The 20,245-nt window shown below is 68.3% G+C and carries 19 protein-coding genes and 1 tRNA gene; 12 read left to right on the forward strand and 8 right to left on the reverse strand.

The window, feature by feature from the left end; genetic code table 11:
• Positions 1–395 precede the first annotated feature (395 nt).
• The gene (locus tag GRF61_RS17890) at positions 396–728 is read left to right on the forward strand and encodes a hypothetical protein (RefSeq protein WP_169151991.1); all 333 of its coding nucleotides are present in this window, start codon (positions 396–398) and stop codon (positions 726–728) included.
• A 43-nt stretch (positions 729–771) separates the two neighbouring features.
• On the opposite strand, the gene GRF61_RS24880 is transcribed toward GRF61_RS17890, so the two are convergent.
• From GRF61_RS24880 to rlmM, 3 genes are all read right to left on the reverse strand, one after another.
• Positions 772–3,201 carry an EAL domain-containing protein gene (locus GRF61_RS24880; protein ID WP_348982429.1) on the reverse strand — a complete coding sequence of 810 codons (2,430 nt, stop codon included), beginning with the start codon at positions 3,199–3,201 and terminating at the stop codon, positions 772–774.
• A gap of 150 nt (positions 3,202–3,351) precedes the next feature.
• Positions 3,352–4,836 carry a DEAD/DEAH box helicase gene (locus tag GRF61_RS17910; RefSeq protein WP_169151992.1) on the reverse strand — a complete coding sequence of 495 codons (1,485 nt, stop codon included), beginning with the start codon at positions 4,834–4,836 and terminating at the stop codon, positions 3,352–3,354.
• 240 nt (positions 4,837–5,076) lie between these two features.
• A complete protein-coding gene (gene rlmM / locus GRF61_RS17915; protein WP_169151993.1) occupies positions 5,077–6,168 on the reverse strand; it encodes a 23S rRNA (cytidine(2498)-2'-O)-methyltransferase RlmM in 1,092 nt (363 codons plus the stop codon).
• Positions 6,169–6,292: 124 nt separating this feature from the next.
• On the opposite strand from rlmM, the gene GRF61_RS17920 reads away from it, so the two are divergent.
• Positions 6,293–7,330, forward strand: a complete 1,038-nt coding sequence (locus tag GRF61_RS17920; protein ID WP_169152007.1) for an aldo/keto reductase — start codon at positions 6,293–6,295, stop codon at positions 7,328–7,330.
• Between the two features lie 36 nt (positions 7,331–7,366).
• On the opposite strand, the gene GRF61_RS17925 is transcribed toward GRF61_RS17920, so the two are convergent.
• The gene (locus GRF61_RS17925) at positions 7,367–7,720 is read right to left on the reverse strand and encodes a hypothetical protein (RefSeq protein WP_169151994.1); all 354 of its coding nucleotides are present in this window, start codon (positions 7,718–7,720) and stop codon (positions 7,367–7,369) included.
• Positions 7,721–7,925: 205 nt separating this feature from the next.
• Here GRF61_RS17925 and GRF61_RS17930 point away from each other — a divergent pair, with 205 nt between their 5' ends.
• Positions 7,926–9,227, forward strand: a complete 1,302-nt coding sequence (locus tag GRF61_RS17930) for an extracellular solute-binding protein (RefSeq protein WP_169151995.1) — start codon at positions 7,926–7,928, stop codon at positions 9,225–9,227.
• A 128-nt stretch (positions 9,228–9,355) separates the two neighbouring features.
• Here GRF61_RS17930 and GRF61_RS17935 read toward each other — a convergent pair whose 3' ends face one another.
• Complete coding sequence (locus GRF61_RS17935; RefSeq protein WP_169151996.1) at positions 9,356–10,369, reverse strand: zinc-binding alcohol dehydrogenase family protein; 1,014 nt, start codon at positions 10,367–10,369, stop codon at positions 9,356–9,358.
• A 106-nt stretch (positions 10,370–10,475) separates the two neighbouring features.
• Between GRF61_RS17935 and GRF61_RS17940 the strand changes: the two genes are divergently transcribed.
• The 3 genes from GRF61_RS17940 to GRF61_RS17950 all read left to right on the forward strand — a co-directional run bounded on the left by GRF61_RS17940 (position 10,476) and on the right by GRF61_RS17950 (position 12,539).
• Positions 10,476–11,402 carry a LysR family transcriptional regulator gene (locus GRF61_RS17940; RefSeq protein ID WP_248281315.1) on the forward strand — a complete coding sequence of 309 codons (927 nt, stop codon included), beginning with the start codon at positions 10,476–10,478 and terminating at the stop codon, positions 11,400–11,402.
• Between the two features lie 92 nt (positions 11,403–11,494).
• Positions 11,495–12,424 carry a polyprenyl synthetase family protein gene (locus GRF61_RS17945; RefSeq protein ID WP_348982430.1) on the forward strand — a complete coding sequence of 310 codons (930 nt, stop codon included), beginning with the start codon at positions 11,495–11,497 and terminating at the stop codon, positions 12,422–12,424.
• A 38-nt stretch (positions 12,425–12,462) separates the two neighbouring features.
• Positions 12,463–12,539 (forward strand) — tRNA-Pro (locus GRF61_RS17950).
• Between the two features lie 116 nt (positions 12,540–12,655).
• Here GRF61_RS17950 and GRF61_RS17955 read toward each other — a convergent pair.
• Positions 12,656–13,648, reverse strand: coding sequence for a LysR family transcriptional regulator (locus tag GRF61_RS17955; protein WP_169151999.1), 993 nt, complete (start codon positions 13,646–13,648; stop codon positions 12,656–12,658).
• Positions 13,649–13,754: 106 nt separating this feature from the next.
• Between GRF61_RS17955 and GRF61_RS17960 the strand changes: the two genes are divergently transcribed.
• From GRF61_RS17960 to GRF61_RS17985, 6 genes are all read left to right on the forward strand, one after another.
• Positions 13,755–14,741, forward strand: coding sequence for a 2Fe-2S iron-sulfur cluster-binding protein (locus tag GRF61_RS17960; protein ID WP_169152000.1), 987 nt, complete (start codon positions 13,755–13,757; stop codon positions 14,739–14,741).
• A gap of 51 nt (positions 14,742–14,792) precedes the next feature.
• Complete coding sequence (locus GRF61_RS17965) at positions 14,793–16,061, forward strand: aromatic ring-hydroxylating dioxygenase subunit alpha (protein WP_169152001.1); 1,269 nt, start codon at positions 14,793–14,795, stop codon at positions 16,059–16,061.
• Positions 16,058–16,555, forward strand: a complete 498-nt coding sequence (locus GRF61_RS17970; RefSeq protein ID WP_133594085.1) for an aromatic-ring-hydroxylating dioxygenase subunit beta — start codon at positions 16,058–16,060, stop codon at positions 16,553–16,555. The genes GRF61_RS17965 and GRF61_RS17970 overlap by 4 nt, the downstream gene beginning before the upstream one ends.
• A gap of 14 nt (positions 16,556–16,569) precedes the next feature.
• Complete coding sequence (locus GRF61_RS17975) at positions 16,570–16,881, forward strand: non-heme iron oxygenase ferredoxin subunit (RefSeq protein WP_169152002.1); 312 nt, start codon at positions 16,570–16,572, stop codon at positions 16,879–16,881.
• An 82-nt stretch (positions 16,882–16,963) separates the two neighbouring features.
• The gene (gene vapB / locus GRF61_RS17980; protein ID WP_169152003.1) at positions 16,964–17,200 is read left to right on the forward strand and encodes a type II toxin-antitoxin system VapB family antitoxin; all 237 of its coding nucleotides are present in this window, start codon (positions 16,964–16,966) and stop codon (positions 17,198–17,200) included.
• Positions 17,200–17,610, forward strand: coding sequence for a type II toxin-antitoxin system VapC family toxin (locus GRF61_RS17985; RefSeq protein WP_169152004.1), 411 nt, complete (start codon positions 17,200–17,202; stop codon positions 17,608–17,610). The genes vapB and GRF61_RS17985 overlap by 1 nt, the downstream gene beginning before the upstream one ends.
• A gap of 11 nt (positions 17,611–17,621) precedes the next feature.
• Here GRF61_RS17985 and GRF61_RS17990 read toward each other — a convergent pair whose 3' ends face one another.
• Together GRF61_RS17990 and GRF61_RS17995 are read right to left on the reverse strand one after the other, a co-directional pair.
• Complete coding sequence (locus GRF61_RS17990) at positions 17,622–18,179, reverse strand: DUF302 domain-containing protein (RefSeq protein ID WP_248281316.1); 558 nt, start codon at positions 18,177–18,179, stop codon at positions 17,622–17,624.
• A complete protein-coding gene (locus GRF61_RS17995; RefSeq protein WP_248281318.1) occupies positions 18,179–20,230 on the reverse strand; it encodes a TonB-dependent receptor in 2,052 nt (683 codons plus the stop codon). The genes GRF61_RS17990 and GRF61_RS17995 overlap by 1 nt, the downstream gene beginning before the upstream one ends.
• Positions 20,231–20,245 lie beyond the last annotated feature (15 nt).

A 20,245-nucleotide genomic window follows, 5' to 3' on the forward strand; every position in this document is an offset into this window, starting at 1 on the left:
ATTGCCGAGGTGATCACGCATGTGAAGGCGCTGGAGGCCTGAGCGCGCAGGCGGGCCCGGGAGACCGGGCTGGCTGCGGGCGCAAGCGCCTGGGCGGCCCTGTTCCCGGTTTGGGGGCAGGGCCGTTCTTGTCATTGAGTGAAGAGAAGGCGAGGCGCCGGCACGCGGTTTGCTGCCTCTTTTTCGAGCGGTGCTCTCCGGTGCTTTGCTTTCAAGGGTTTGGGGAATTTGTCCACAGCTTCTTCAGTAGGCTGTGCACTTGGGCTGGGGAAAACCTGTTCCTGTCCGGGCCGCGCGCTTTCACGCCACAGTCTGTCGAACGGTCCTCAAGTAAACCCGGCCGATGGACGTAGACTGAGCACTGTCTGCGCCCCTTTTTGCGGCTCTCCATCGCCATGCGCGTTTCCGTCATCCTGCTGCTGTGTCTGCTACCCGTGGGGGCCTTGGCCCAGGCCCCGGCGCAGCCTGCTGCCGGGGCGGCGGGGGCGCCGGCCACGCTGCCCACGCCTGCGCCCAAGCCCGAGCAGAGCTGGCGCGATACCAGCAACTACGTCTTCCAGTCGGTAGCGCGTACCACCGAGGATCTACAGCATGTGGCGTATGCGCTGACGCTGCGCGAGTACTGCTCCAACCGCAAGATTCCCGACGATTTCGTCAAGGAAAGGCTGGCGCGCTTCAGTGCGATGACCGGCCGTGAGGAAAGCTGCCGGACCTTGATGGATTACTGAGCCGCCGCCGTCCTGCGACGGCGGGCGATGGCCACTGCCCGCCTTACTGCAACCCGCTTTCCAACTGCTGACGGGCAAGGAAGGCGGCGAACTCGGTGTCGGTGAGCGGACGGCCGAACAGTGGGCCCTGCTGCAGGTGGCAGGCCAGTGCGGAGAGGAAGGCCTGCTGGGCCTCGTCTTCCACGCCGCGGGCAAAGATTGCCAGCCCGAGCGAGTTGGCGAGGTTGGCGATGGCTTCGACGATGGCCTCGCTCTCCTCGCTCTTGCCCACGTCGCGCACCAGCGCCGGGTCCAGCTTCAGGGCTTGCAGCGGATAACGCTTGAGCTTGGGGATGGCGGTGAGGCCACGGCCGAAGTCGTCTATCGCCAGGTGGACGCCCATGCCGGCGAGCTCGGTGAGGGTGGCGAAGATGCGGCTGTTGTCTTCCTGCAGCACCTGCTCGTCCAGATCCAGTTCCAGCCTGTCCGCCGGCAGGCCGCTCTCGGCCAGCGCGGTGGCCACCCGGCCGACGAAGTCGCCCTGCATGATCTGCTCGATGGCGACATTCACGGTCACCATGGGCTGCCGGTTGCTTTCGGCCGGCCAGCCCACCGCCGCGCGGCAGGCGGCGCGCAGCGCCCAGTCGCCCAGGCGGGCGACCAGGCCGCCATCGCGAGCGGCGCTGATGAAGCGGCGGAAGGGGATCAAGCCCAATTCCGGGTGGTGCCAGCGCAGCAGCGCTTCACCGGCGCGGATGCTGCCGTCGCGGGCGTCGATCAGCGGCTGGAAATGCACTTCCAGTTCTTCCCGTTCGATGGCGTAGCGCAGCTTGCTCTCGAAGGCCTCGCGCTCGATGCCGGCGTCGTCCATCTCCAGCACGTAGTACTGGTGGTTGTTGCCGCCGAGGCGGCGGGCGTGGGCGAGGGCGGCATCGGCGTGGCGCAGCAGCGCATCCAGGGTGTTGCCGTCTTCCGGCAGCAGGGCGATGCCGATGCTGGCGGTGAGCTGCAGGTTGTGGCCTTCGGCTTCGAAAGGCAGCGACAGGGTGGCGAGCAGTGCCTCGGCGGCGCGGCCGCATTCGCTGCTGAGGTCGAGGTCTGGCAGCAGGGCGAGGAAGGCGTCGCTGCGCTCGCGCGCCACCATGCCGCCGCGCGGCAGGGCGGCGAGCAGGCGGCGGGCGATCTGCTGCAGGAAGGCGTCGCCGACGTTGTCGCCGTATTCGCGGTTGACCGCCTTGAAGTTGTCGATGTCCAGGCGCATCACGCCGACGCTGCAGCGCCGCTGCCGGGCGCGTTCGGCGGCGTCGTCGAAGCGGCGCTCGAACAGCCGGCGGTTGGGCAGGCCGGTGAGGATGTCGTGGTGGGCGAGGTATTCGGTGCGCGATTCCGCCTGCCGCTTGGCGGTGAGGTCGGTGAACATCGCGATGTAGTGGCGGGTGGCGCCCTCGCCATCGCGCACGGCGGTAATGGTGAGCCACTCGGGGAAGATCTCGCCGTTCTTGCGCCGGTTCCAGATCTCGCCTTGCCACTGGCCACTGTCGCGCAGCGACTGCCACAGCGCGGCATAGAACTCCGGCTCCTGGCGGCCGGAGTTGAGCAGGCCGGGGTTCCTGCCGAGCACGTCTTCGCGGCTGTAGCCGGTTATCTGGGTGAAGGCGCGGTTGACGGCGACGATGCGGTTGTCGGCATCGCTGACCAAGATGGCCTGGCTGGCAGCATCGAACACGTCCAGCGGCACGTGTACCGCGTTGCTTTGCACGGTTGCTGGCGAGGCGGCCGGGGCGGGCGCCGGCAGCGTGGCGGCGGGCTGGCCCAGCGGCGGCAGCACCAGCAGGCGCCAGCCGGCCTGGGGGCCGGCAAGCACGCGGGCGGTGAGCTCCTCGCCACCCGGCTGCGGACGCAGGCGGGCTAGCGGGGGGGCGTCCGCTGCCGGCCACTGCAGGCCCAGGCGTTCGCCGGCCAGGCGGCCGACCAGTTCTTCCCGGCCCAGGCCGAGGGTGGTGATGGCGGCGGCGTTGGCGGCGCAGATGCGGTCGCCGTCATCCACCACGATGACCGGCTGCAGCAGCGCGGCGGCCAGCCTGGGCCAGACGGTGTCGGCGGCCGGCGTCGGGTCCAGGCTGGAAACATCCGGCGCGGTCTCGGCCAGCAGGTCGGGACTGAGGATCAGTGCATGGATGCCGGGGCGCAGGCGGGCGGCGGCGACGAAGCGGAAGTCGCGGTGGCGGCCGCCCGGCAGGGCGACGCGCAGGCTGCCGCGCATCTCGCCCTGGATGAAGAGGCGGGCGCGGGCATCGAGGAAGGCGCGTTCGGAGAGGAAGAGCTCGGACAGCGGCTGCCCGGCGATCTGCCGGTAGTCCCGCTCCAGCAGCCGGCAGGCGGCGCTGTTGGCATCGATGATGACCTCGTCGCCGGTGACGATCAGGCCCTCGTCGAGCAGTTCTAGCAGGGCGAGATAAACCCCGGTTTCCGCCCCCTCCGATAGGTCGGGCACGAAGGGCTCTTCGGGGTTTTCCTTGCCTCTGTGATGGCCTGCAGGGTTCATCGGCGGCAGCATTCCAAGTGTCTGATCACTTAACGGCGAGCGACCAGAATACTTGAAGCCCCTTGTTTCAAGCCGGCGAATAGCCGGGCTTAGCCCGCCTTATTTCCGCCCGAGGCCGCCCAGCAGGTAAGCGAGGGGGCGCTGTTGCCGGCGCGGCGCTGCCGGGTTGCTGCCCGAGCCGGCGGACGGAGTGGTGGGCAAGCCCTCGCCGATGACGGCTTGGGCCGGCACCGGGCTGTGCTTGGGTTCGTAGGGCTTGCTGAAGTCGAAGCCGTCTGCCGCGATGGTGGAGCGGGGGCGCCGGTTTTCGTTGCGGGGTGGCCGTGCTGCGGCGCCCTCGCTGCGTGGAGCGCGGGCGCGTTCCGGGGCGGCTTCGGCAGCGGCCGGGGCGGCGGGGCGGCGACCGCGTCCGCTGCGGCTGCCGGCTTCGGCGAACTCCGGTTCCGGTTCGAAGCCGGGCACGATCTCCTGCGGAATCTCCAGCTTGATCAGCTTCTGGATCTCGGCCAGGCGCTGCTTCTCCTCGGCGCAGACCAGCGATACCGCGTTGCCCTGGTGGCCGGCACGGCCGGTACGGCCGATGCGGTGCACATAGTCTTCGGCGGTATGCGGCAGCTCGAAGTTGATGACGTACGGCAGTTCGTCGATGTCGATGCCGCGGGCGGCGACGTCGGTGGCCACCAGAACGCGCAGGCGGCCGCTCTTGAACGCTTCCAGGGTTTCGGTGCGTTGCTGCTGGCCCTTGTCGCCGTGAATGGCGTCGGCGGAGATCTCGTGGCGGGTCAGGAAGTGGGCGAGGCGGCCGCAGGCGAGCTTGGTATCGACGAAGACCAGCGCCTGAGTGTCCGGCTGGTGCCGCAGCAGGTGGGCGAGCAGGTTGCGCTTGAGTCCGGCAGAAACCGGATGCACCCGGTGGGTGATGGTCTCCGACACCATGTTGCGGCGCGCGACCTCGATCAGCTGCGGATTCTTCAGCATCTGGTCGGCGAGCTTCTTGATCTCGTCCGAGAAGGTGGCGGAGAACAGCAGGCTCTGGCGGCTGGCCGGCAGCAGCGACAGGATGCGCTTGATGTCCGGGATGAAGCCCATGTCCAGCATGCGGTCGGCTTCGTCCAGCACCAGCACTTCGACCTGGCTGAGGTTGATCGTCTTCTGCTGCACATGGTCCAGCAGGCGGCCGGGGGTGGCGATGACGATCTCGATGCCGCGGCGCAGTTCCTGGATCTGCGGGTTCATGTCCACCCCGCCGTAGATGCAGGTGGCGCGCAGCGGCAGGTACTTGCTGTAGGTCTTGACCGATTCGAACACCTGCATCGCTAGCTCGCGGGTCGGCGCCAGGATGAGCGCGCGGGTCTGGTGGCGGGCGGGCGAGGTGCTGGTGCTGGCGTGGCGCGCCAGGCGGTTCAGCAGCGGCAGCGTGAAGCCGGCGGTCTTGCCGGTGCCGGTCTGGGCGCCACCCATCACGTCGTGGCCGGCGATGACGGTGGGAATGGCCTGGCGCTGGATGGGGGTGGGTTCGCTGTAGCCGGCGTCGGCAACAGCGCGCTGCAGTTCGGGGATGAGGCCGAGGTCGGCGAAACTCATGGGCGCTTTCTTGTTGGGTGACCGGCCGCGGGCGCGGCGCAGGAAGCGGCGGATGCCGCAGAGCGCAGACCGGGACAGGAAACGCCTCGGAAGGACTCGCGCCAGCCGGCAGGCCGGGTGCAGGTAAAGCGCTGATTATACACGGCCCGCGGTTGGAAGCCGTGGTGAATGCCTCGGGGGGGCTGCCGGAATGGGTTGCCGGCGTGGCTGCGCGGGCCTCTTGAGGCTGCGCGGTCGCGCTTATTTCTTCAGCGTGAGATAGGCGGTGACTTCTTCGCGGTCGTGGTACAGCTGCTTGATGCGCAGCTCATACGGGCCGATGCTGGCGAGCCGCTTGCGGATCAGTTCGCGGCACTGCTCCACCGCGTCCAGCCGGCGCTTCATCGGCAGCTTGAGGTTGAAGATGGTGTGGCGGCAGCGCCCGGTGGCGATCCACTCCGCCATCAGCGAAGCGATGCGCGAGGGTTGCTCCACCATGTCGCACACCATCCAGTCCACCGTCCGCTGCGGCCGCCAGGTGAAGCCGTCGGCGCGCAGGTGCTCCACCATCTCGGTGGCCATCACGCTGTCGCGCAGCGGGCCGTTGTCCACCGCGGTGACGCGGATGCCGCGGCTGGCGAGCTGCCAGGTCCAGCCGCCGGGGGCGGCGCCGAGGTCCACCGCGCGCATGCCGGCGCGCAGGTGCTTGTCGCGCTCTTCCTCGCTCAGCAGCGTCATGAAGGCTTCGGCCAGCTTGAGGGTGGAGCGGCTGGGCGCGCTGGAGGGCATGCGCAGGCGCGGAATACCCATTGGCCACGGCGAGGCGCGGCCCGGCAGGGCGGCGGCCAGCCAGGCGGTGCTGGCGTCCGGGAACATCACATGCAGTTCGGGGAAGCCGGGCTTGCCCAGGCGCAGCGCGGCGGCTTTTTCCAGCGCGCGGGTGAGCGGTTCGGTGAAGCGCCGGCAGAAGCCGGAGCGCTGCTTGGCTTCGTCGGTGTCCGGCGTTTCCAGCACCACGCCGGAGAAGCGCTGGCCGCAGCCTTTCACCGCGGTGACCAGCGGCGTGGCGCGGTCACGCTCCGGCAGGTCCTCCACGCGGTCGAACCAGAGCAGCAGCTGGCGGGCGAACACCGGGCGCAGCCAGTCGGCACGCTCGCCCAGGGCGAACACTGGCACCGGCTCGAAGGTTTCGAACACCGCGTAGCCGGTGTTGGGCTCGGCGCGGACGTAGCCAATGAGGCCGGCGTCGGCGGCGAGGTCGTCGATCTCGGCGGCGACTTCCTTCTCGAAACCGGGGCGGCAATAAGCGAGCAGGCCCGAGATGGAGAAGCTTGAGAGAGGGGATTGGGACATCGGCAGGGCGCCTGTAGGCGCTGAAGTATCATCGGGCGAAGGCGCGAATGATATGTCGCCGCGGCCCGCCAGGCGAGCCGCGGCTTTACCCGAGGGGAGGAACAGACGGATGGCGCAACGCGCAATGGAGTACCGCAGGCTGGGGCAGGACGGGCCGAAAGTGTCGGCGATCTGCCTGGGCACCATGACTTTCGGTCAGCAGAACGACGAGGCGGAAGGCCACGCCCAGCTCGACCGTGCTTTCGAGCGCGGCATCAATTTCATCGACACCGCCGAGATGTACCCGGTGCCGACCCGCGCCGAAACCAGCGGCGCCACCGAACGCATCGTGGGCAGCTGGCTGGCGCGCCAGCCGCGCGAGAAGGTGGTGTTGGCGACCAAGGCCGCCGGCCCGGCGCGCAGCCTGGGCTGGATACGCGGCGGCCCGCTGGCGCTGGATCGGGACAACCTGCGGGCGGCGGTGGAGGCCAGCCTGAGGCGGCTGCGCACCGACTACATCGACCTCTACCAGCTGCATTGGCCGGAACGCAACCAGCCGATGTTCGGCCAGTGGCAGTACGAGCCGGAGAAGGAGCGCGAGTGCACGCCCATCCGCGCCCAGCTGGATGCGCTGGCGGAACTGGTGGCCGAGGGCAAGGTGCGCCACGTCGGCCTGTCCAACGAGCACCCCTGGGGGGTGATGGAGTTCGTGCGCCTAGCGCGGGAGCATGGCCTGCCGCGGGTGGTGTCCACCCAGAACGCCTACAGCCTGCTGAACCGCGTCTATGAATACGGACTGGCGGAAACCTGCCATCGCGAGAAGGTCGGCCTGCTGGCCTATTCGCCGCTGGCCTTCGGGCTGCTGTCGGGCAAGTACCTGAAGGACGCCGGCGCCAGTGGCCGCATCACCCTGTTCGAAGGCTTTGGGCAGCGCTACAGCAAGCCGAACGTGGCGCCGGCGGTGCAAGCCTATGCCGAACTGGCGGCGGCGCACGGTTTGACACCGACGCAGCTGGCACTGGCCTTCACCTACCGGCGCTGGTGCGTGGCCAGCACCATCATCGGTGCCACTTCGCTGGCGCAGCTGGAGCAGAACCTGGATGCCTGGGATGTGGAGATCACGCCGGAACTGGCTGCGGCCATAGACGCGGTCCACCTGCGCTACACCAATCCGGCGCCTTGACGGGCCGGCGGCTCGGAGCTGCCTCTGCCGCAGCGCTCAGTGCGCGGCGGCAGCCGGCGCCGCGGCCGGCGCGGCTGAGGGCGCTTTCGGCGGCGGCACCGTCTGCGGCAGCTGCGAGGGAACGACCTCGATCTTGTGCTCCATCATGTAGTCGTTCATGTCCTTCCAGCCGGCGAAGACGAAGGATTTCTGCGCCGACGGGTTGAGCACGTAGCAGTCTTCCAGCGAACGGCCGGAGTAGCGGCAGGCGCTGCCGATGGCGCGGCCTTCAGCTTCCGCCTCGGCGGCTTCCTTCTTCGGATTCGGCAGTTCGAGCGCGGCTCCGATCTGGTCGCAGCCGCCCAGCACGGGCGCAAGGAGCAGCAGGAAGGTGGCGAGGGAGGTGCGCATGATGGCTTCGGTGTTTCCAGGCTGTGACTTGGGAAGCATAACGTCAGTGGCCGGGAAATCTTGACTCGGCGTTGCGGCTGGAGGTGGCGGCGTTCGCCGCAGGTCGCGTTACATTTTCCGCCCGCGCGCGTCAAACGGCGGAAGTCTATAATCGCCGCCGATCCGGTTCCGGATTTCCTACATGCTCACGAGAGTGCGTAACACCATGAATTCAAAAGGTTTGAAGCGCGGCGTTCTCAGCGTCGCGATGGCCGGCCTGTTCGCCTTGGCCGCCCCGCTGCATGCTGCCGCCCCGGCGGCGAAAGCGCCTGCCAAGCCGGCGGCCAAGGCCACCGAGCCGGTGCAGCTGGAGATCGTGCATCAACTGCCGCCGGCCCGCGCCGAGGCGCTGAAGGAGCTGGTGGAGCGCTTCAACGCCAGCAGCAAGGATGCGAAGGTGGAAATCGTCAGCCGCGATTGGCGCGTCGGCACCATTCCCGACCTGTTGATCCTGGATGGCGCCGAGGAAGACGCCTTCGTCGCTGGCAAGCCCCGCTACAAGCCGCTGCACGCGATGATGCGCGAAGCCGGCGTGCCGCTGCAGGCCCTGCGCCCGCCTGCGATGATGACCCGCACGCCGGTGGATACCAAGGGCCAGCTGCTGGCGCTGCCGGTCGGCCTGTCCACCCCGGTGCTGTTCCTGAACAAGGATGCGTTCCGCCGCGCGGGCATGAATCCGGACGCTACACCCATCGCCACCTGGTTCGATCTCCAGCAGGCGCTGGGCCGGCTGGCGGATGCCGGCCAGTCCTGCCCCTACACCGTGGCCGAACCCGGCAGGGTGATGGTGGAGAACCTCAGCGCCTGGCACAACGAGCCGGTCGCCGCCGTGCGTGGCAAGGCGCTGGCGCCGTCCTTCAACGGCATGTTCCAGGTCAAGCATGTGGCGATGATGGCAAGCTGGCATCGCGCCAGTTACCTGCGCATCTTCGACCGCGGCGAGGCCGAGCGCCGCTTTGCCGCTGGCGACTGCGCGGTGATCGCCGCTTCGTCGGCGGACTGGACCGACTTCCGCCGCCAGCAGACGGTGGACGTCGGCGTCTCCCGCCTGCCTTACTACGACGACTTCCCCGGCGCACCGCAGAACACCCTGGCCGACGGCCCGGCGCTGTGGGCCGCGGCGGGCAAGAAGCCGGCCACCTACAAGGCGGCGGCACGTTTCGTCAGCTTCTGGCTGCAGCCGGAGAACCAGGTCGCCTGGCAGCGCGAAACCGGCTATCTGCCGCTGAACCGCGCCGGCCTGCTGGCCTCGCAGAGCGATCTGCTGGGCGACGACCTGGAGAACGTGCGGGTGGCGGTGGCCCAGCTCACCAACAAGCCGGTCACCTCGGATTCCTCCTCCCAGCCGGTGGTGGAACGCGAGCGCGTGCGCCGCATCCTGGACGAAGAACTCGCCTTCGTCTGGGCCGACCGCAAGCCGGCCAAGGAGGCGCTGGATACCGCGGTGTTGCGCGCGGGCGCGAACTGAGGCTCGCGGCACGCCCATCCGGGCCGGCCGTGCCGCCTGAGCGGCAGCGGGTCTGAAACGTCCCCGGTTGCGGCCATCGGCCGGCCGGGGACGTTTGCTTTCGGGGCCGGATCTGCCGCGGATCGCGCTCAAAAGCCTTCGAGCACGATCTTGCCGCGCGATTTGCCGCTCTCCAGCAGCGCATGGGCGCGTCGCAGGTTGGCTGCATCGACGCGGCCGAAATGCTCCGCCACCGTCGTCCGCAGCACGCCGTCGTCCACCAGCGCGGCCACGTCGGTGAGCAGGCGGTGCTGGGCGATCATGTCTGGCGTCTGGAACATCGAGCGGGTGTACATGAACTCCCAGTGCAGCGACACGCTCTTGCGCTTGAGCAGGCCCACGTCCAGCTGCGCCGGATCGTCGATCAAGGCCAGCTTGCCCTGGGGCGCGATGACTTCCACCAGCGCCGGGAAGTGATGCTCGGTGGCATTGAGGCTGGCGACGAGATCCACCTGCGGCAGGCCGATGCGCGCCAATTCCTGCGCCAGCGGCTGGCGGTGGTCGATGACCTGATGCGCGCCCTGGGCCAGCACCCAGGCTTGGGTTTCCGGCCGGGAAGCGGTGCCGATCACCGTCAGGCCGGTGAGCCGGCGGGCGAGCTGGACCAGGATGGAGCCGACGCCGCCGGCCGCGCCCACCACCAGCAGCGTGCGGGCATCCGGCCGTTTGCCGGCCGGCACCGCCAGCCGGTCGAACAGCAACTCCCAGGCGGTGATGGCGGTCAGCGGCAGCGCAGCCGCCTGGGCGAACGCCAGGCTGTGCGGCATGCGGCCAACCAGGCGTTCATCGACCACATGCAGCTCGCTGTTGGCGCCGGGGCGGTCCAGCGCGCCGGCGTACCAGACGCGGTCGCCTGGCCGGAACAGCGTTACCGCCTCGCCTACCTCCCGCACCACGCCGGCCACGTCCCAGCCCAGCACCCCGGCTTCGCTGGCAGGAGGCTGCACCCTGCTGCGGATCTTGGTATCCACCGGATTGACCGAGATGGCGCGCACTTCGACCAGCAGGTCGCGCGGGCCCGGCTGCGGTGCGGGCAGTTCGAGGTCCAGCAGCGCTTCCGGATGGTCGATGGCGAGCGGCTGGTAATAGGCGACGGCTTTCATGCTTTTCTCCTTGCACGGCGGGGCTGACGATGGAGCGCATGATCTGCGCTTGCCCTGCGAGGAAAAAGCGGCGATAAAGCAAACCTGTTTCAAAGGAAATTTGAAAATGAAGGCTTTGCAGGATCTGCTGCTCTTCATCCGTACCGCCGAACTGGGCAGTCTCTCCGCCGCCGCCCGCCTGCTGGACCTGACGCCGGCTGCCGCCAGCGCCGCCTTGAAACGGCTGGAGGCCGAGCTGGACGTGGTATTGCTGGTGCGTTCAACCCGCAGCATGCGGCTGACCGCCGAGGGCGAGATCTACCTGGAGCACTGCCGGCAGGCGCTGCAACTGCTGGACGAGGGCCGCGACGCCATCGCTTCCGGCCGCGCGCTCATCCGCGGCACGTTGCGGCTATCCATGCCTTCCGACGTCGGCCGCAACCTGCTGCTGCCCTGGCTGGACGAATTCCTCGGCCAGAACCCCGGCATCGAGCTGCAATTGCAGATCTCGGACCGCCTCGCCGACGTCTACCGGCAGCCGGTGGATCTGGCTGTGCGCTATGGCGATCCACCGGACTCCAGCCTCGTCGCGCTGCCGCTGGCGCCGGCCAACCGCCGGGTGCTGTGCGCCTCGCCGGCCTATCTCGAACGCCACGGCGCGCCGGCCACGCCGCAGGCGCTGTCCGGCCACAACTGCCTGTGCTACATGCTGAGCGACTATGTGCACGATCGCTGGCGCTTCCACCGCGGCAAGGAGGAAGTGCTGGTGACGGTGCGCGGCAATCGTGTCGCCGACGATGGCGATACCGTGCGGCGCTGGGCGGTGGCCGGCTATGGGCTGGCGTACAAATCGCGGCTGGATGTGGTGCAGGACCTGCGCGCCGGCCGGCTGATCGAGCTCTGCCCGGAGTGGAAGGGCGAGGCCGCGCCGCTGAATCTGATCTGTCCCGACCGGCGGCGGCTCAACCCGGCGGTCCAGCTGTTGCGTGAAATGTTGCGCAGCCGCCTCGATCTGCTCGCCGAAGCCGCACCGGCAGCGGGCGAGCGTCCTTGACGCGGTCTTTGGCGGCCACCTACCATTCCGCTTTTTCCGCGAGCGGTCCCGTCTTGTCCGTCCAGCAGCTTTTCGCGCCGATCGCCGCCGACATGCAGGCGGTGGATGCGGTCATCCGCAAGTCGCTCCACTCCGATGTGGTCCTCATCCGCCAGGTGGCGGAGTACATCATCAATGGTGGCGGCAAGCGCCTTCGTCCCGCGTTGGTGCTGTTCACCGCGCGGGCCTGCGGCTATGGCGGCACCGCTCATGGCGATCTGGCCGCTGTGGTGGAGCTGATCCACACCGCCACCTTGCTGCACGACGACGTGGTCGATGAGTCCGAACTGCGCCGCGGCAACAAGACCGCCAACGCCCTGTTCGGCAACGCCGCTTCGGTGCTGGTGGGCGATTTCCTCTACACCCGCGCCTTCCAGATGATGGTGGGCGTGAACAACATGCGGGTCATGCAGGTGCTGGCGGACGCCATCAACATCATCTCCGAGGGCGAGGTGTTGCAGCTCCTCAACGTGCACAACGCTGACGTGGGCGTCGAGGATTACCTGCGGGTCATCCGCTACAAGACGGCCAAGCTGTTCGAAGCGGCAACCTGTCTGGGCGGCATCCTCGGCGGCGCCACCGAGGAGCAGGAGCGCGGCCTGGCCGCCTACGGCATGCACCTGGGCACCGCCTTCCAGCTGATCGACGACGTGCTCGATTACTCGGCCGACGAAGCCGCCACCGGCAAGCACCTGGGCGACGACCTCGCCGAAGGCAAGCCCACGCTGCCGCTGATCCATGTGATGCAGAAGGGCAGCCCGGAGCAAGCTGCGCTGGTGCGGGGCGCCATCGAGAACGGCGGTCGCGACGAGTTCGCCGGCGTGCTCGCCGCCATCCAGGCCACCGGCGCACTGGAGGAGGCCCGGCGCTATGCCCGTGCCGAGGCGCAATTGGCCATCGACGCATTGGCCTCGTTGCCCCCTTCCATTTTCAAGGACTCGCTGCTACAATTGTCGGACTTTGCAGTTGCCAGAAACCACTAAGTAAAAAGCGGTCGAAAGCAACACAAAAAGCGAAGATTCGGGGAATAGCTCAGCCTGGTAGAGCACTGCGTTCGGGACGCAGGGGCCGGAGGTTCGAATCCTCTTTCCCCGACCAACATCCCGCCGAAAAGCCACTCGATCGAGTGGCTTTTTTGCTTTCAGGTGCCGGAGAAGGCGGGGCAGGGGCCATGTCAGGCCGGGATCCCGGCCGCCGGGGCTGCAGCCTGTGCATTAGTTGGCGTTGCCCACGGGCTGGACGTCGCCGTCGTGGCCTTCATCGGCGGCTATGCCGTCTTCGGCTGCCGTCCAGGGCGCGGCGGTCGGGTCGGCGAAGAGTTCGCCGATCAGGCGGCGCAGCCAGCGGTTGCCCGGGTCGCGGTGGAATTTGGCGTGCCAGAAGAGGTTGATGGCGATCTCCGGCAGGGCCACCGGGTGCGGGCAGTAGCGCAGGCCGAAGGGGCCGGCACACCGCTCTGCAAACCGCTCCGGCACGGTGGCGATCAGGTCGCTGCCCTGCAGGATGTGGCCGACGGCGACGAAGTGCGGCACTTTCAATCTCACCTCGCGGCGTACGCCGCTACGCTCCAGCAGCGCGTCCACCTGGTTGTGGCCGGTACCGGCGGACAGCACCACCACATGCTCGGCAGCGCTGAAGGCCTCGACCGTGTTCAGCCTGCCGTCCAGCGGGTGGCCCTGGCGGTACATGCAGACGTAGCGGTGGCGGAACAGCCGGCGCTGGAAGAAGCCCGCCTGCAGGCGCGGCAGCAGGCCGACGGCCAGGTCGATGTGGCCGCCTTCCATTTCCTCCCGCAGCTGGATGGCGTCGGTGCGCACCGTGCCCAGGGTGACGCCGGGCGCTTGGTGGGCGAGTGCATCGGCCAGGCGGGGCAGGAAGTAGATCTCGCCGATGTCGGTCATCGCCAGCGTGAAGTGGCGGCTGCTGCTCTCCGGCGCGAAAGCGATCTGCTGGTTGAGCGCGCCATGCAGGGTGCCCAGGGCGTAGGCAACCGGTTCGGCCAGCTGGGTGGCGAAGGGGGTGGGCTCCATGCCGCGCGAGGTGCGCAGGAAGAGCTCGTCGCCCAGCAGGCGGCGCAGACGGTTGAGGGCGTTGCTCACCGCCGGCTGGCTCAACCCCAGGGTTTCCGCCACCGCCGAGACGCGCTTTTCCACCAGCAGCTGGTTGAAGACCACCAGCAGGTTGAGGTCGATTTCCCGCAGTTCCATTCGTCACCTTTATTGATTCTGGTGATTCATTTAATTCATTGGATTCTATTCATTTATAGCGCTGCGCTGGCCATCATGAAGTCATCACGACTGCCGGTGGCAATCCATGCAGCTCTTCATCCGTCCCCTGGACCGTGTGCTCGATGTCCGCGTCGGCGCCAACTTGCTGGAAACCCTGCGCGAGCATGCGGTGCCCTTATCGCACAGTTGCATGGCGGGACGCTGTGGAACCTGTCGCTGCCGGGTGCTCGAAGGCCGGGTCCTGGATGCCGGCGGCGGCCTGCGGGCTGCGGCGGCCGAGGGGGAGGGCTGGGTGCTCGCCTGCCAGGCGGTGCTGACCGAGAGCTGCACCATCGAAATCCCGGAGCCGGATGAAATCGTTGTCCACCCGGCGCGCATCCTCAAGGCCAGCGTGGCCGCCATCGAAGCGCCCGCCGCCGATGTGCGCCGCCTGCTGCTGAAGCCGGCCAAGCGGCTGGAGTTCGCCCCCGGCCAGTACGCCACCCTGCAGTTCGGACCGGAGCTGGCGCGGCCGTATTCCATGGCCGGGCTGGATAGCGACGAGCTGCTCGAATTCCACATCCGCCAGGTGCCTGGCGGCCGCGTTTCCAGCCATGTGTTCGAACGCCTGGCGGTGGGCGACGCGGTGCGCGTCAGCGGGCCGCTGGGCACCGCCTACCTGCGCCGCCGCCACGAGGGGCCGATGCTGTGCGTGGCTGGCGGCACCGGGCTGGCGCCGGTGCTGGCCATCGTGCGCGGCGCGCTGGAAGGCGGCATGGCCAACCCCATCCATCTCTATTTCGGCGTGCGCTCCGCCGCCGATGCCTACGACCTCGACCGTCTCTACGCCCTGTGCGACGCCCATCCGCAGCTGAAGCTGCAGGTAGTGGCCGCCACTGGCAGGCCGGAGCCGGGCATGCGCGCCGGCCTGGTGACCGACGCGGTGGCCGCCGATCTGCCCGATCTTTCCGCCTGGCGCGCCTACCTTTGCGGCTCGCCGGCGATGGTGGAGGCGATGGCGCTGGTCGCCCGCCGCCTCGGTCTGCCGCCGGCGGCGCTGCATGCGGACGCCTTCTACACCCAATCCGGCTGAGCAAGGGTCAGCCAGAACATTCCGACCAAAAACAAAACGGAGGAGACAAACATGGACGACGCTAGCCGCGTATTCCCGCGCGACCCGCACTGGCGGGGGCCGGACAGCAGCCGCGTGCCCTTCTGGGCCTACACCCGCGACGACCTCTACCGCGAGGAACTGGAGCGCTTCTTCTACAAAGGCCACTGGTGCTACATCGGCCTGGAGGCGGAGGTGCCGAACCCGGGCGACTTCCGCCGCAGCGCGGTGGGCGAGCGTTCGGTGATCCTGGTGCGCGACATGGATGGCGCCATCAACGTGGTGGAGAACGTCTGCAGCCACCGCGGCGTGCGCTTCTGCCGCGAGCGCCACGGCAACCGCAAGGATTTCCTCTGTCCCTACCACCAGTGGAATTTCGACCTCAAGGGCAACCTGCAGGGCGTGCCCTTCCGCCGCGGCGTGAAGCAGGACGGCAAGGTGAATGGCGGCATGCCGTCGGATTTCCGCGTCGAGGATCACGGCCTCACCAAGCTCAAGGTGGCGGTGCGCAACGGCGTGGTGTTCGCCTCCTTCGACCATGACGTCGAGCCGCTGGAGGATTTCCTCGGGCCGGTCATCCTGCGCTACTTCGACCGCGTGTTCGACGGCCGCGGCCTCAAGGTGCTGGGCTACCGCCGCCAGCGCATCCCCGGCAACTGGAAGCTGATGCAGGAGAACATCAAGGACCCCTACCACCCCGGCCTGCTGCACACCTGGTTCTCCACCTTCGGCCTATGGCGGGCGGACAACCGCTCCGAGCTGAAGATGGATGCCCGCCACCGCCACGCCGCGATGATTTCCACCCGCGGCACCGGCGGCAAGGTGGCCGAGGTCGTCAGCGGAGTGGACAGCTTCAAGGAGCACATGCAGCTCAACGATCCCCGCCTGCTCGACATCGTGCCCGAGCCCTGGTGGGGCGGCCCGACCGCGGTGATGACCACGATCTTTCCCAGCCTCATCATCCAGCAGCAGGTGAACAGCGTCTCCATGCGCCACATCCAGCCCAACGGCCATGGCAGCTTCGACTTCGTGTGGACCCACTTCGCCTTCGACGATGACGACGAAGCCATGGTCCAGCGCCGCCTCATCCAGGCCAACCTCTTCGGCCCCGCCGGCTTCGTTTCCGCCGACGATGGCGAAGTCATCGAATGGTCGCAGGAGAGCTTCGAGCAGAAGCCCTACCACCGCACCCTGCTGGAAATGGGCGGGCGCGACACCGAGGATGCCGACCACATGGTCACCGAAACCCTGATCCGTGGCATGTACGCATACTGGCGCGAAGTGATGGGAGAAACGGCATGAGCGGCGCGCGCACCGTGGGCGAACTGGACTTCGCCACCTACTTCAGCCTGCTCAACCTCTACGCCGACTACGCGGTGGTGGTGGATTCCGCCGACTGGGCTCGCTGGCCGGAGTTCTTCACCGAAGACGGCCGCTACCGCCTGCAGCCGCGGGAGAACTACGAACAGGGCCTGCCGCTGTGCCTGCTGGCGCTGGAAAGCCAGGCCATGATCCGCGACCGGGTGTTCGGCGTGAAGGAGACCATGTACCACGACCCCTACTACCAGCGGCACATCGTCGGCACGCCGCGGGTGCTGGCGGTGGAGGGCGAGCGCATCCTCGCCGAAGCCAACTACGCGGTGATCCGCACCAAGCTGGACGGCGAATCCACCGTATTCAACGCCGGCTTCTACCGCGACGAGATCGTCACCACGCCCGGCGGCCTGCGCTTCGCCTCGCGGCTGTGCGTGTACGACAGCGAGATGATCGCCAACTCCCTCATCTATCCCATCTGAGCCTGGAGCGAGACATGAGCAACTGGATAGACGTGGCCGCCCGCGACGCGGTGCCGGCCGACGATGTGATCGGCGTCGAGGCCGCCGGCCGCGACATCGCGCTCTACGACGTCGAGGGCGCGCTCTACGCCACCGACAACCTCTGTACCCACGGCCGCGCCCGCATGTGCGACGGCTTCCTCGAAGGCCACGAGATCGAATGCCCGCTGCACCAGGGCCGCTTCGACATGCGCGACGGCAAGGCCTTGTGCGCGCCGCTTACAGAGAACCTGCGGTGTTATCCGGTGCGGGTGGAAGGCGGGAGGGTTTGGCTGGCGGTGGAGTGAGAGGGGGCTGTACATCCGGCGGATTTACACGGAAGGTGGCATGGGCTAATGTACATACACCGTACATCCGAAGGGCTGCGCCATGCATACCACCCGTATTTTCAGGAACGGCAACTCCCAGGCCGTCCGTATTCCCGCCGATCTGGCGTATTCGCGCACGGACATGGAGCTGGAGATCGAACGTCACGGCGACGAGATCCGCATCCGCCCCCTGCGTCGCCCCTTGGCTGGCGTGCTGGCCAAGTTCGCCAGCTTCCCGGCAGATTACATGAGCGAAGGCCGGGGCGATCAGGAGCAGGCGGAGAGGGACGCACTCTGATGTCGCGCTTCATGCTGGATACCAATATGTGCATCTACCTGATGAAGAGTCAGCCGGAAGTGGTGGCACAGCGCTTCGCCCAGTGCCAGGTGGGCGAGGTGGTGATGTCGGCGATCACCTATGCCGAGCTCGAATACGGCGTTGCTGCCTGCGCCGATCCGGCGTGGGCAGGGGCAAGCCTGGCCGCGCTGGTGGAAGACATTCCGGTGGTCCCCTTCGATGCTGGTGCCGGTGCGGCCTATGGTCCGATCCGGTTGGCGACCCGCGAAAGCCGCAAGGATCAGCTCGACAAGCTGATCGCCGCTCATGCGGTCGCGCTGGGGGTGACGCTGGTGACCAACAATCTGCGTGACTTTGTCCGCTATCCCGGGCTGCGGGCGGAGAACTGGCTGGAGGCCGAAAGCGCCTGAAGGGCACGGCTTCAGCCGCCTTCCGCCGCCTGTTTCACCAAGCGCCGCATCAAGGCCTCCGCCGCGGCGCTGCCGGCGCCGGTCTGCGGCGGCCGGCGGTAGGCGAGGTAGCTGCGGCCGGGATTGCCGGGCAGGGCGTAGACGGCGATGGACAGCGGGCAGAGCGCGATCTGTTCCGCCGCTTCGGTCACCAGCCGGGCGGCGACGCCCACGCTGCAGAAGCTGAGGATTTCGGCGTGGGTGTAGAGGTCGGCGCGGTGGCCGAGGTCGGGGGCGGTGCGGGCCAGCATGTCGCCGAAGTGGCTCACCGTCGGCGCGGTCAGGCCTTCGGCGGCGATGGCGTCTTCCAGCGCCAGGCGCAGGTCTTCCCAGGGCATGTCGATGGCGCTGACCTGGATTTCCGCGCTGGCTGCCGGTGGCTGCGGCGGCAGCTGCTGGCAGGCGGCGAGCAGCGCGAGCGCGGCGGCGGCCAGCAGCTGGCGGAAAGGATGCGGTCGGCGGGGGCCGGGCCCGCCGGCCGCTGCGTGGGAAGTGGGCGATTGCGAAGCGGTGTCGTGGGTTGTGGGCATCAACGGAAACGGTAGCTGACCTGGACGCCGCCGTAGAGGCTGCGGCCGGGGCCGGGCTCGTAGTATCGCCCGTTGCCGTCGCCGACGATCACCGAGCCGATGTATTTGCGGTCGAACACGTTGTCCAGCCGCAGCATCTCGCCGAAGGTCCAGTCGCCGGACTGCTGTTCGGCGGCCAGGCGCAAGTTCATCAGCGCGTACGCCGGCGCGGCTTCTGCGTTGTTGAGGTCATTCACCTGGACCTTGCTGCGATAGACGCCCTCCACCGCGGTGGTCACGCCCGCCAGCGGTTTCCACGCCAGTTCGGCGTAGGCGGATACCGCCGGCACCCCCGGCAGGCGCTTGCCCTCCGGCACGCTGCCGAAGGCTTCGTCATACACCGCGCGCAGCAGGGTGAAGCTGGCGCGGGTGCTGAGCTTGTGGCCGAGGTCGGCCTCCGCGGCCAGTTCCAGGCCCTGGCGCAGGGTGCGGCCGGCGTTGGTGTAGAAAGTGCGGCCGCCGCCGGAGCCGGCGACGACGATCTCGTCCCGTGTCTCGATCTGGAACACCGCGGCGTTGATGCGGGTGGATTCGCCGACATAGGCCTTGAGGCCGATCTCGGCCTGGCGGCTGCGCGAGGGTTTGAGATTGAAGTTGAAGCCGCCGCCAGCGGTGTAGGCCGCCTCGGTCATGGTCGGCGTTTCGAAGCCGGCGCCCACGCTGGCGTAGAGGTTGAGCAGCGGGCTGACGCGCCACAGCACGCCGGCGGCCGGCGTGGTGCGGCGATAGGTGACCGAGCCGCTGTCGTCGCCATTGCCGCTGACCACGTATTTGTCATCCACCTCGAACTTCACCCGGCTGTGGCGCACGCCCAGCGACCAGTCGAAATCGCCCTGGCGCCACACTGCCTGCACATAGGGATCGGTGCTGGTCATGGTGTTGGTCTCGTTGCGGCGCAGGGCGCCCTTCACACCCAGCACGGTGGTGCCGATGAAGTTCTCGTAGCCCTGGCGGTCGTCCTCGGCGCGGTCGTAGTCGATGCCGGTGGTCAGCGTCAGGCGGCCCGGGCCGATGTCCCGCTCCATGATCCAGCGCGCGCCCAAGCCGTAGAAGTCGCGGTCGAAGTCCACCACGCCGCCGGCATGGGCAGGGTTGCTCACCTGCACCGCGCGCGGAATCGACTGGTACTGCGTAACGCTGCGGCGCCCGCCGTAGGCCTGCACCTGCAGCTTGTCCTCGCCGAAGCGGCGCTCGTAGGTGGCGCCGCCCTGCAGGTGGGAGATGCTCTTGCGGGTGCGGTACTGCAGCGCCACCGGCTCCACCGCGTCGGCGTCGCGCTTCCAGGTGGCCCAGGTGAGGCCCAGCGGATCGTCGGTGTCGGGCTGGTGCAGGCTGCTGGCGAGCAAGGTGAGGCGGCTGTCCTCGTCAGGATTGACGGTGATCTTGGCGAAGGCCTGGTCGCGCTTGGCGCTGCTGTAGTCGCGGGCGCCGTCGGTTTCGAAATGGGAGGCGTCGAGCACGAAGCCGACGCCGTTCTTCTCGCCCTCGGCGCCCAGGCCGTATTTCAGCGTGCCGTGCTCGCCGCCGACCATGCTGGCGCGCAGCCGCGGATCGCCCTTGCCGTCGCGGGAGAAGAGCTGGATGACGCCGCCGGCGTGGTTGCCGTAGATGGTGGCGTAGGGGCCGCGCAGCACCTCGATGCGCTCGGCGGTGTCGAGGTTGAAGGTGGCCGCCTGGCCCTGGCCGTCCGGGTTGGTGGCGGGGATGCCGTCGGCGATCAGCTTCACGCCCCGTACGCCGAAGGCGGCGCGGGAGCCGAAGCCGCGCACCGAGATCTGCAGATCCTGCGCGTAGTTCTGGCGGTTCTGCACCACCACGCCGGGCACTGAGCCCAGCACTTCGGAGACGTTCACCCGCAGTTCCGGCGTGCCGTCCTGGTTCAGCTGCACCGCATCCACCGAATAGGGCAGATCGAAGCTGGAGGTTTCCACCCGGCTGCCGGTGATCACCACCGGCGCCAGCACCGCTTCGCTGGTGGCGAGGGCGGGCGCGGCAAGGGCGAACAGCAGCAGGGCGGAGACGGGGCG

The organism is Azoarcus sp. TTM-91 (assembly GCF_012911025.1).
Classification (GTDB): domain Bacteria; phylum Pseudomonadota; class Gammaproteobacteria; order Burkholderiales; family Rhodocyclaceae; genus Azoarcus.

What these genes read in the sequence shown, in the direction of transcription:
- GRF61_RS17925 (WP_169151994.1), bottom strand. Translation starts at nt 7,720, where the DNA reads ATGCGCACCTCCCTCGCCACCTTCCTGCTGCTCCTTGCGCCCGTGCTG.
- GRF61_RS17990 (WP_248281316.1), bottom strand. Translation starts at nt 18,179, where the DNA reads ATGCCCACAACCCACGACACCGCTTCGCAATCGCCCACTTCCCACGCA.
- GRF61_RS17935 (WP_169151996.1), bottom strand. Translation starts at nt 10,369, where the DNA reads ATGAAAGCCGTCGCCTATTACCAGCCGCTCGCCATCGACCATCCGGAA.
- GRF61_RS17940 (WP_248281315.1), top strand. Translation starts at nt 10,476, where the DNA reads ATGAAGGCTTTGCAGGATCTGCTGCTCTTCATCCGTACCGCCGAACTG.
- GRF61_RS17920 (WP_169152007.1), top strand. Translation starts at nt 6,293, where the DNA reads ATGGAGTACCGCAGGCTGGGGCAGGACGGGCCGAAAGTGTCGGCGATC.
- GRF61_RS17890 (WP_169151991.1), top strand. Translation starts at nt 396, where the DNA reads ATGCGCGTTTCCGTCATCCTGCTGCTGTGTCTGCTACCCGTGGGGGCC.
- GRF61_RS17910 (WP_169151992.1), bottom strand. Translation starts at nt 4,836, where the DNA reads ATGAGTTTCGCCGACCTCGGCCTCATCCCCGAACTGCAGCGCGCTGTT.
- GRF61_RS17960 (WP_169152000.1), top strand. Translation starts at nt 13,755, where the DNA reads ATGCAGCTCTTCATCCGTCCCCTGGACCGTGTGCTCGATGTCCGCGTC.
- GRF61_RS17985 (WP_169152004.1), top strand. Translation starts at nt 17,200, where the DNA reads ATGTCGCGCTTCATGCTGGATACCAATATGTGCATCTACCTGATGAAG.
- GRF61_RS17955 (WP_169151999.1), bottom strand. Translation starts at nt 13,648, where the DNA reads ATGGAACTGCGGGAAATCGACCTCAACCTGCTGGTGGTCTTCAACCAG.
- GRF61_RS17975 (WP_169152002.1), top strand. Translation starts at nt 16,570, where the DNA reads ATGAGCAACTGGATAGACGTGGCCGCCCGCGACGCGGTGCCGGCCGAC.
- vapB (WP_169152003.1), top strand. Translation starts at nt 16,964, where the DNA reads ATGCATACCACCCGTATTTTCAGGAACGGCAACTCCCAGGCCGTCCGT.
- GRF61_RS17930 (WP_169151995.1), top strand. Translation starts at nt 7,926, where the DNA reads ATGAATTCAAAAGGTTTGAAGCGCGGCGTTCTCAGCGTCGCGATGGCC.
- GRF61_RS17965 (WP_169152001.1), top strand. Translation starts at nt 14,793, where the DNA reads ATGGACGACGCTAGCCGCGTATTCCCGCGCGACCCGCACTGGCGGGGG.
- GRF61_RS17945 (WP_348982430.1), top strand. Translation starts at nt 11,495, where the DNA reads ATGCAGGCGGTGGATGCGGTCATCCGCAAGTCGCTCCACTCCGATGTG.
- GRF61_RS17970 (WP_133594085.1), top strand. Translation starts at nt 16,058, where the DNA reads ATGAGCGGCGCGCGCACCGTGGGCGAACTGGACTTCGCCACCTACTTC.
- rlmM (WP_169151993.1), bottom strand. Translation starts at nt 6,168, where the DNA reads ATGTCCCAATCCCCTCTCTCAAGCTTCTCCATCTCGGGCCTGCTCGCT.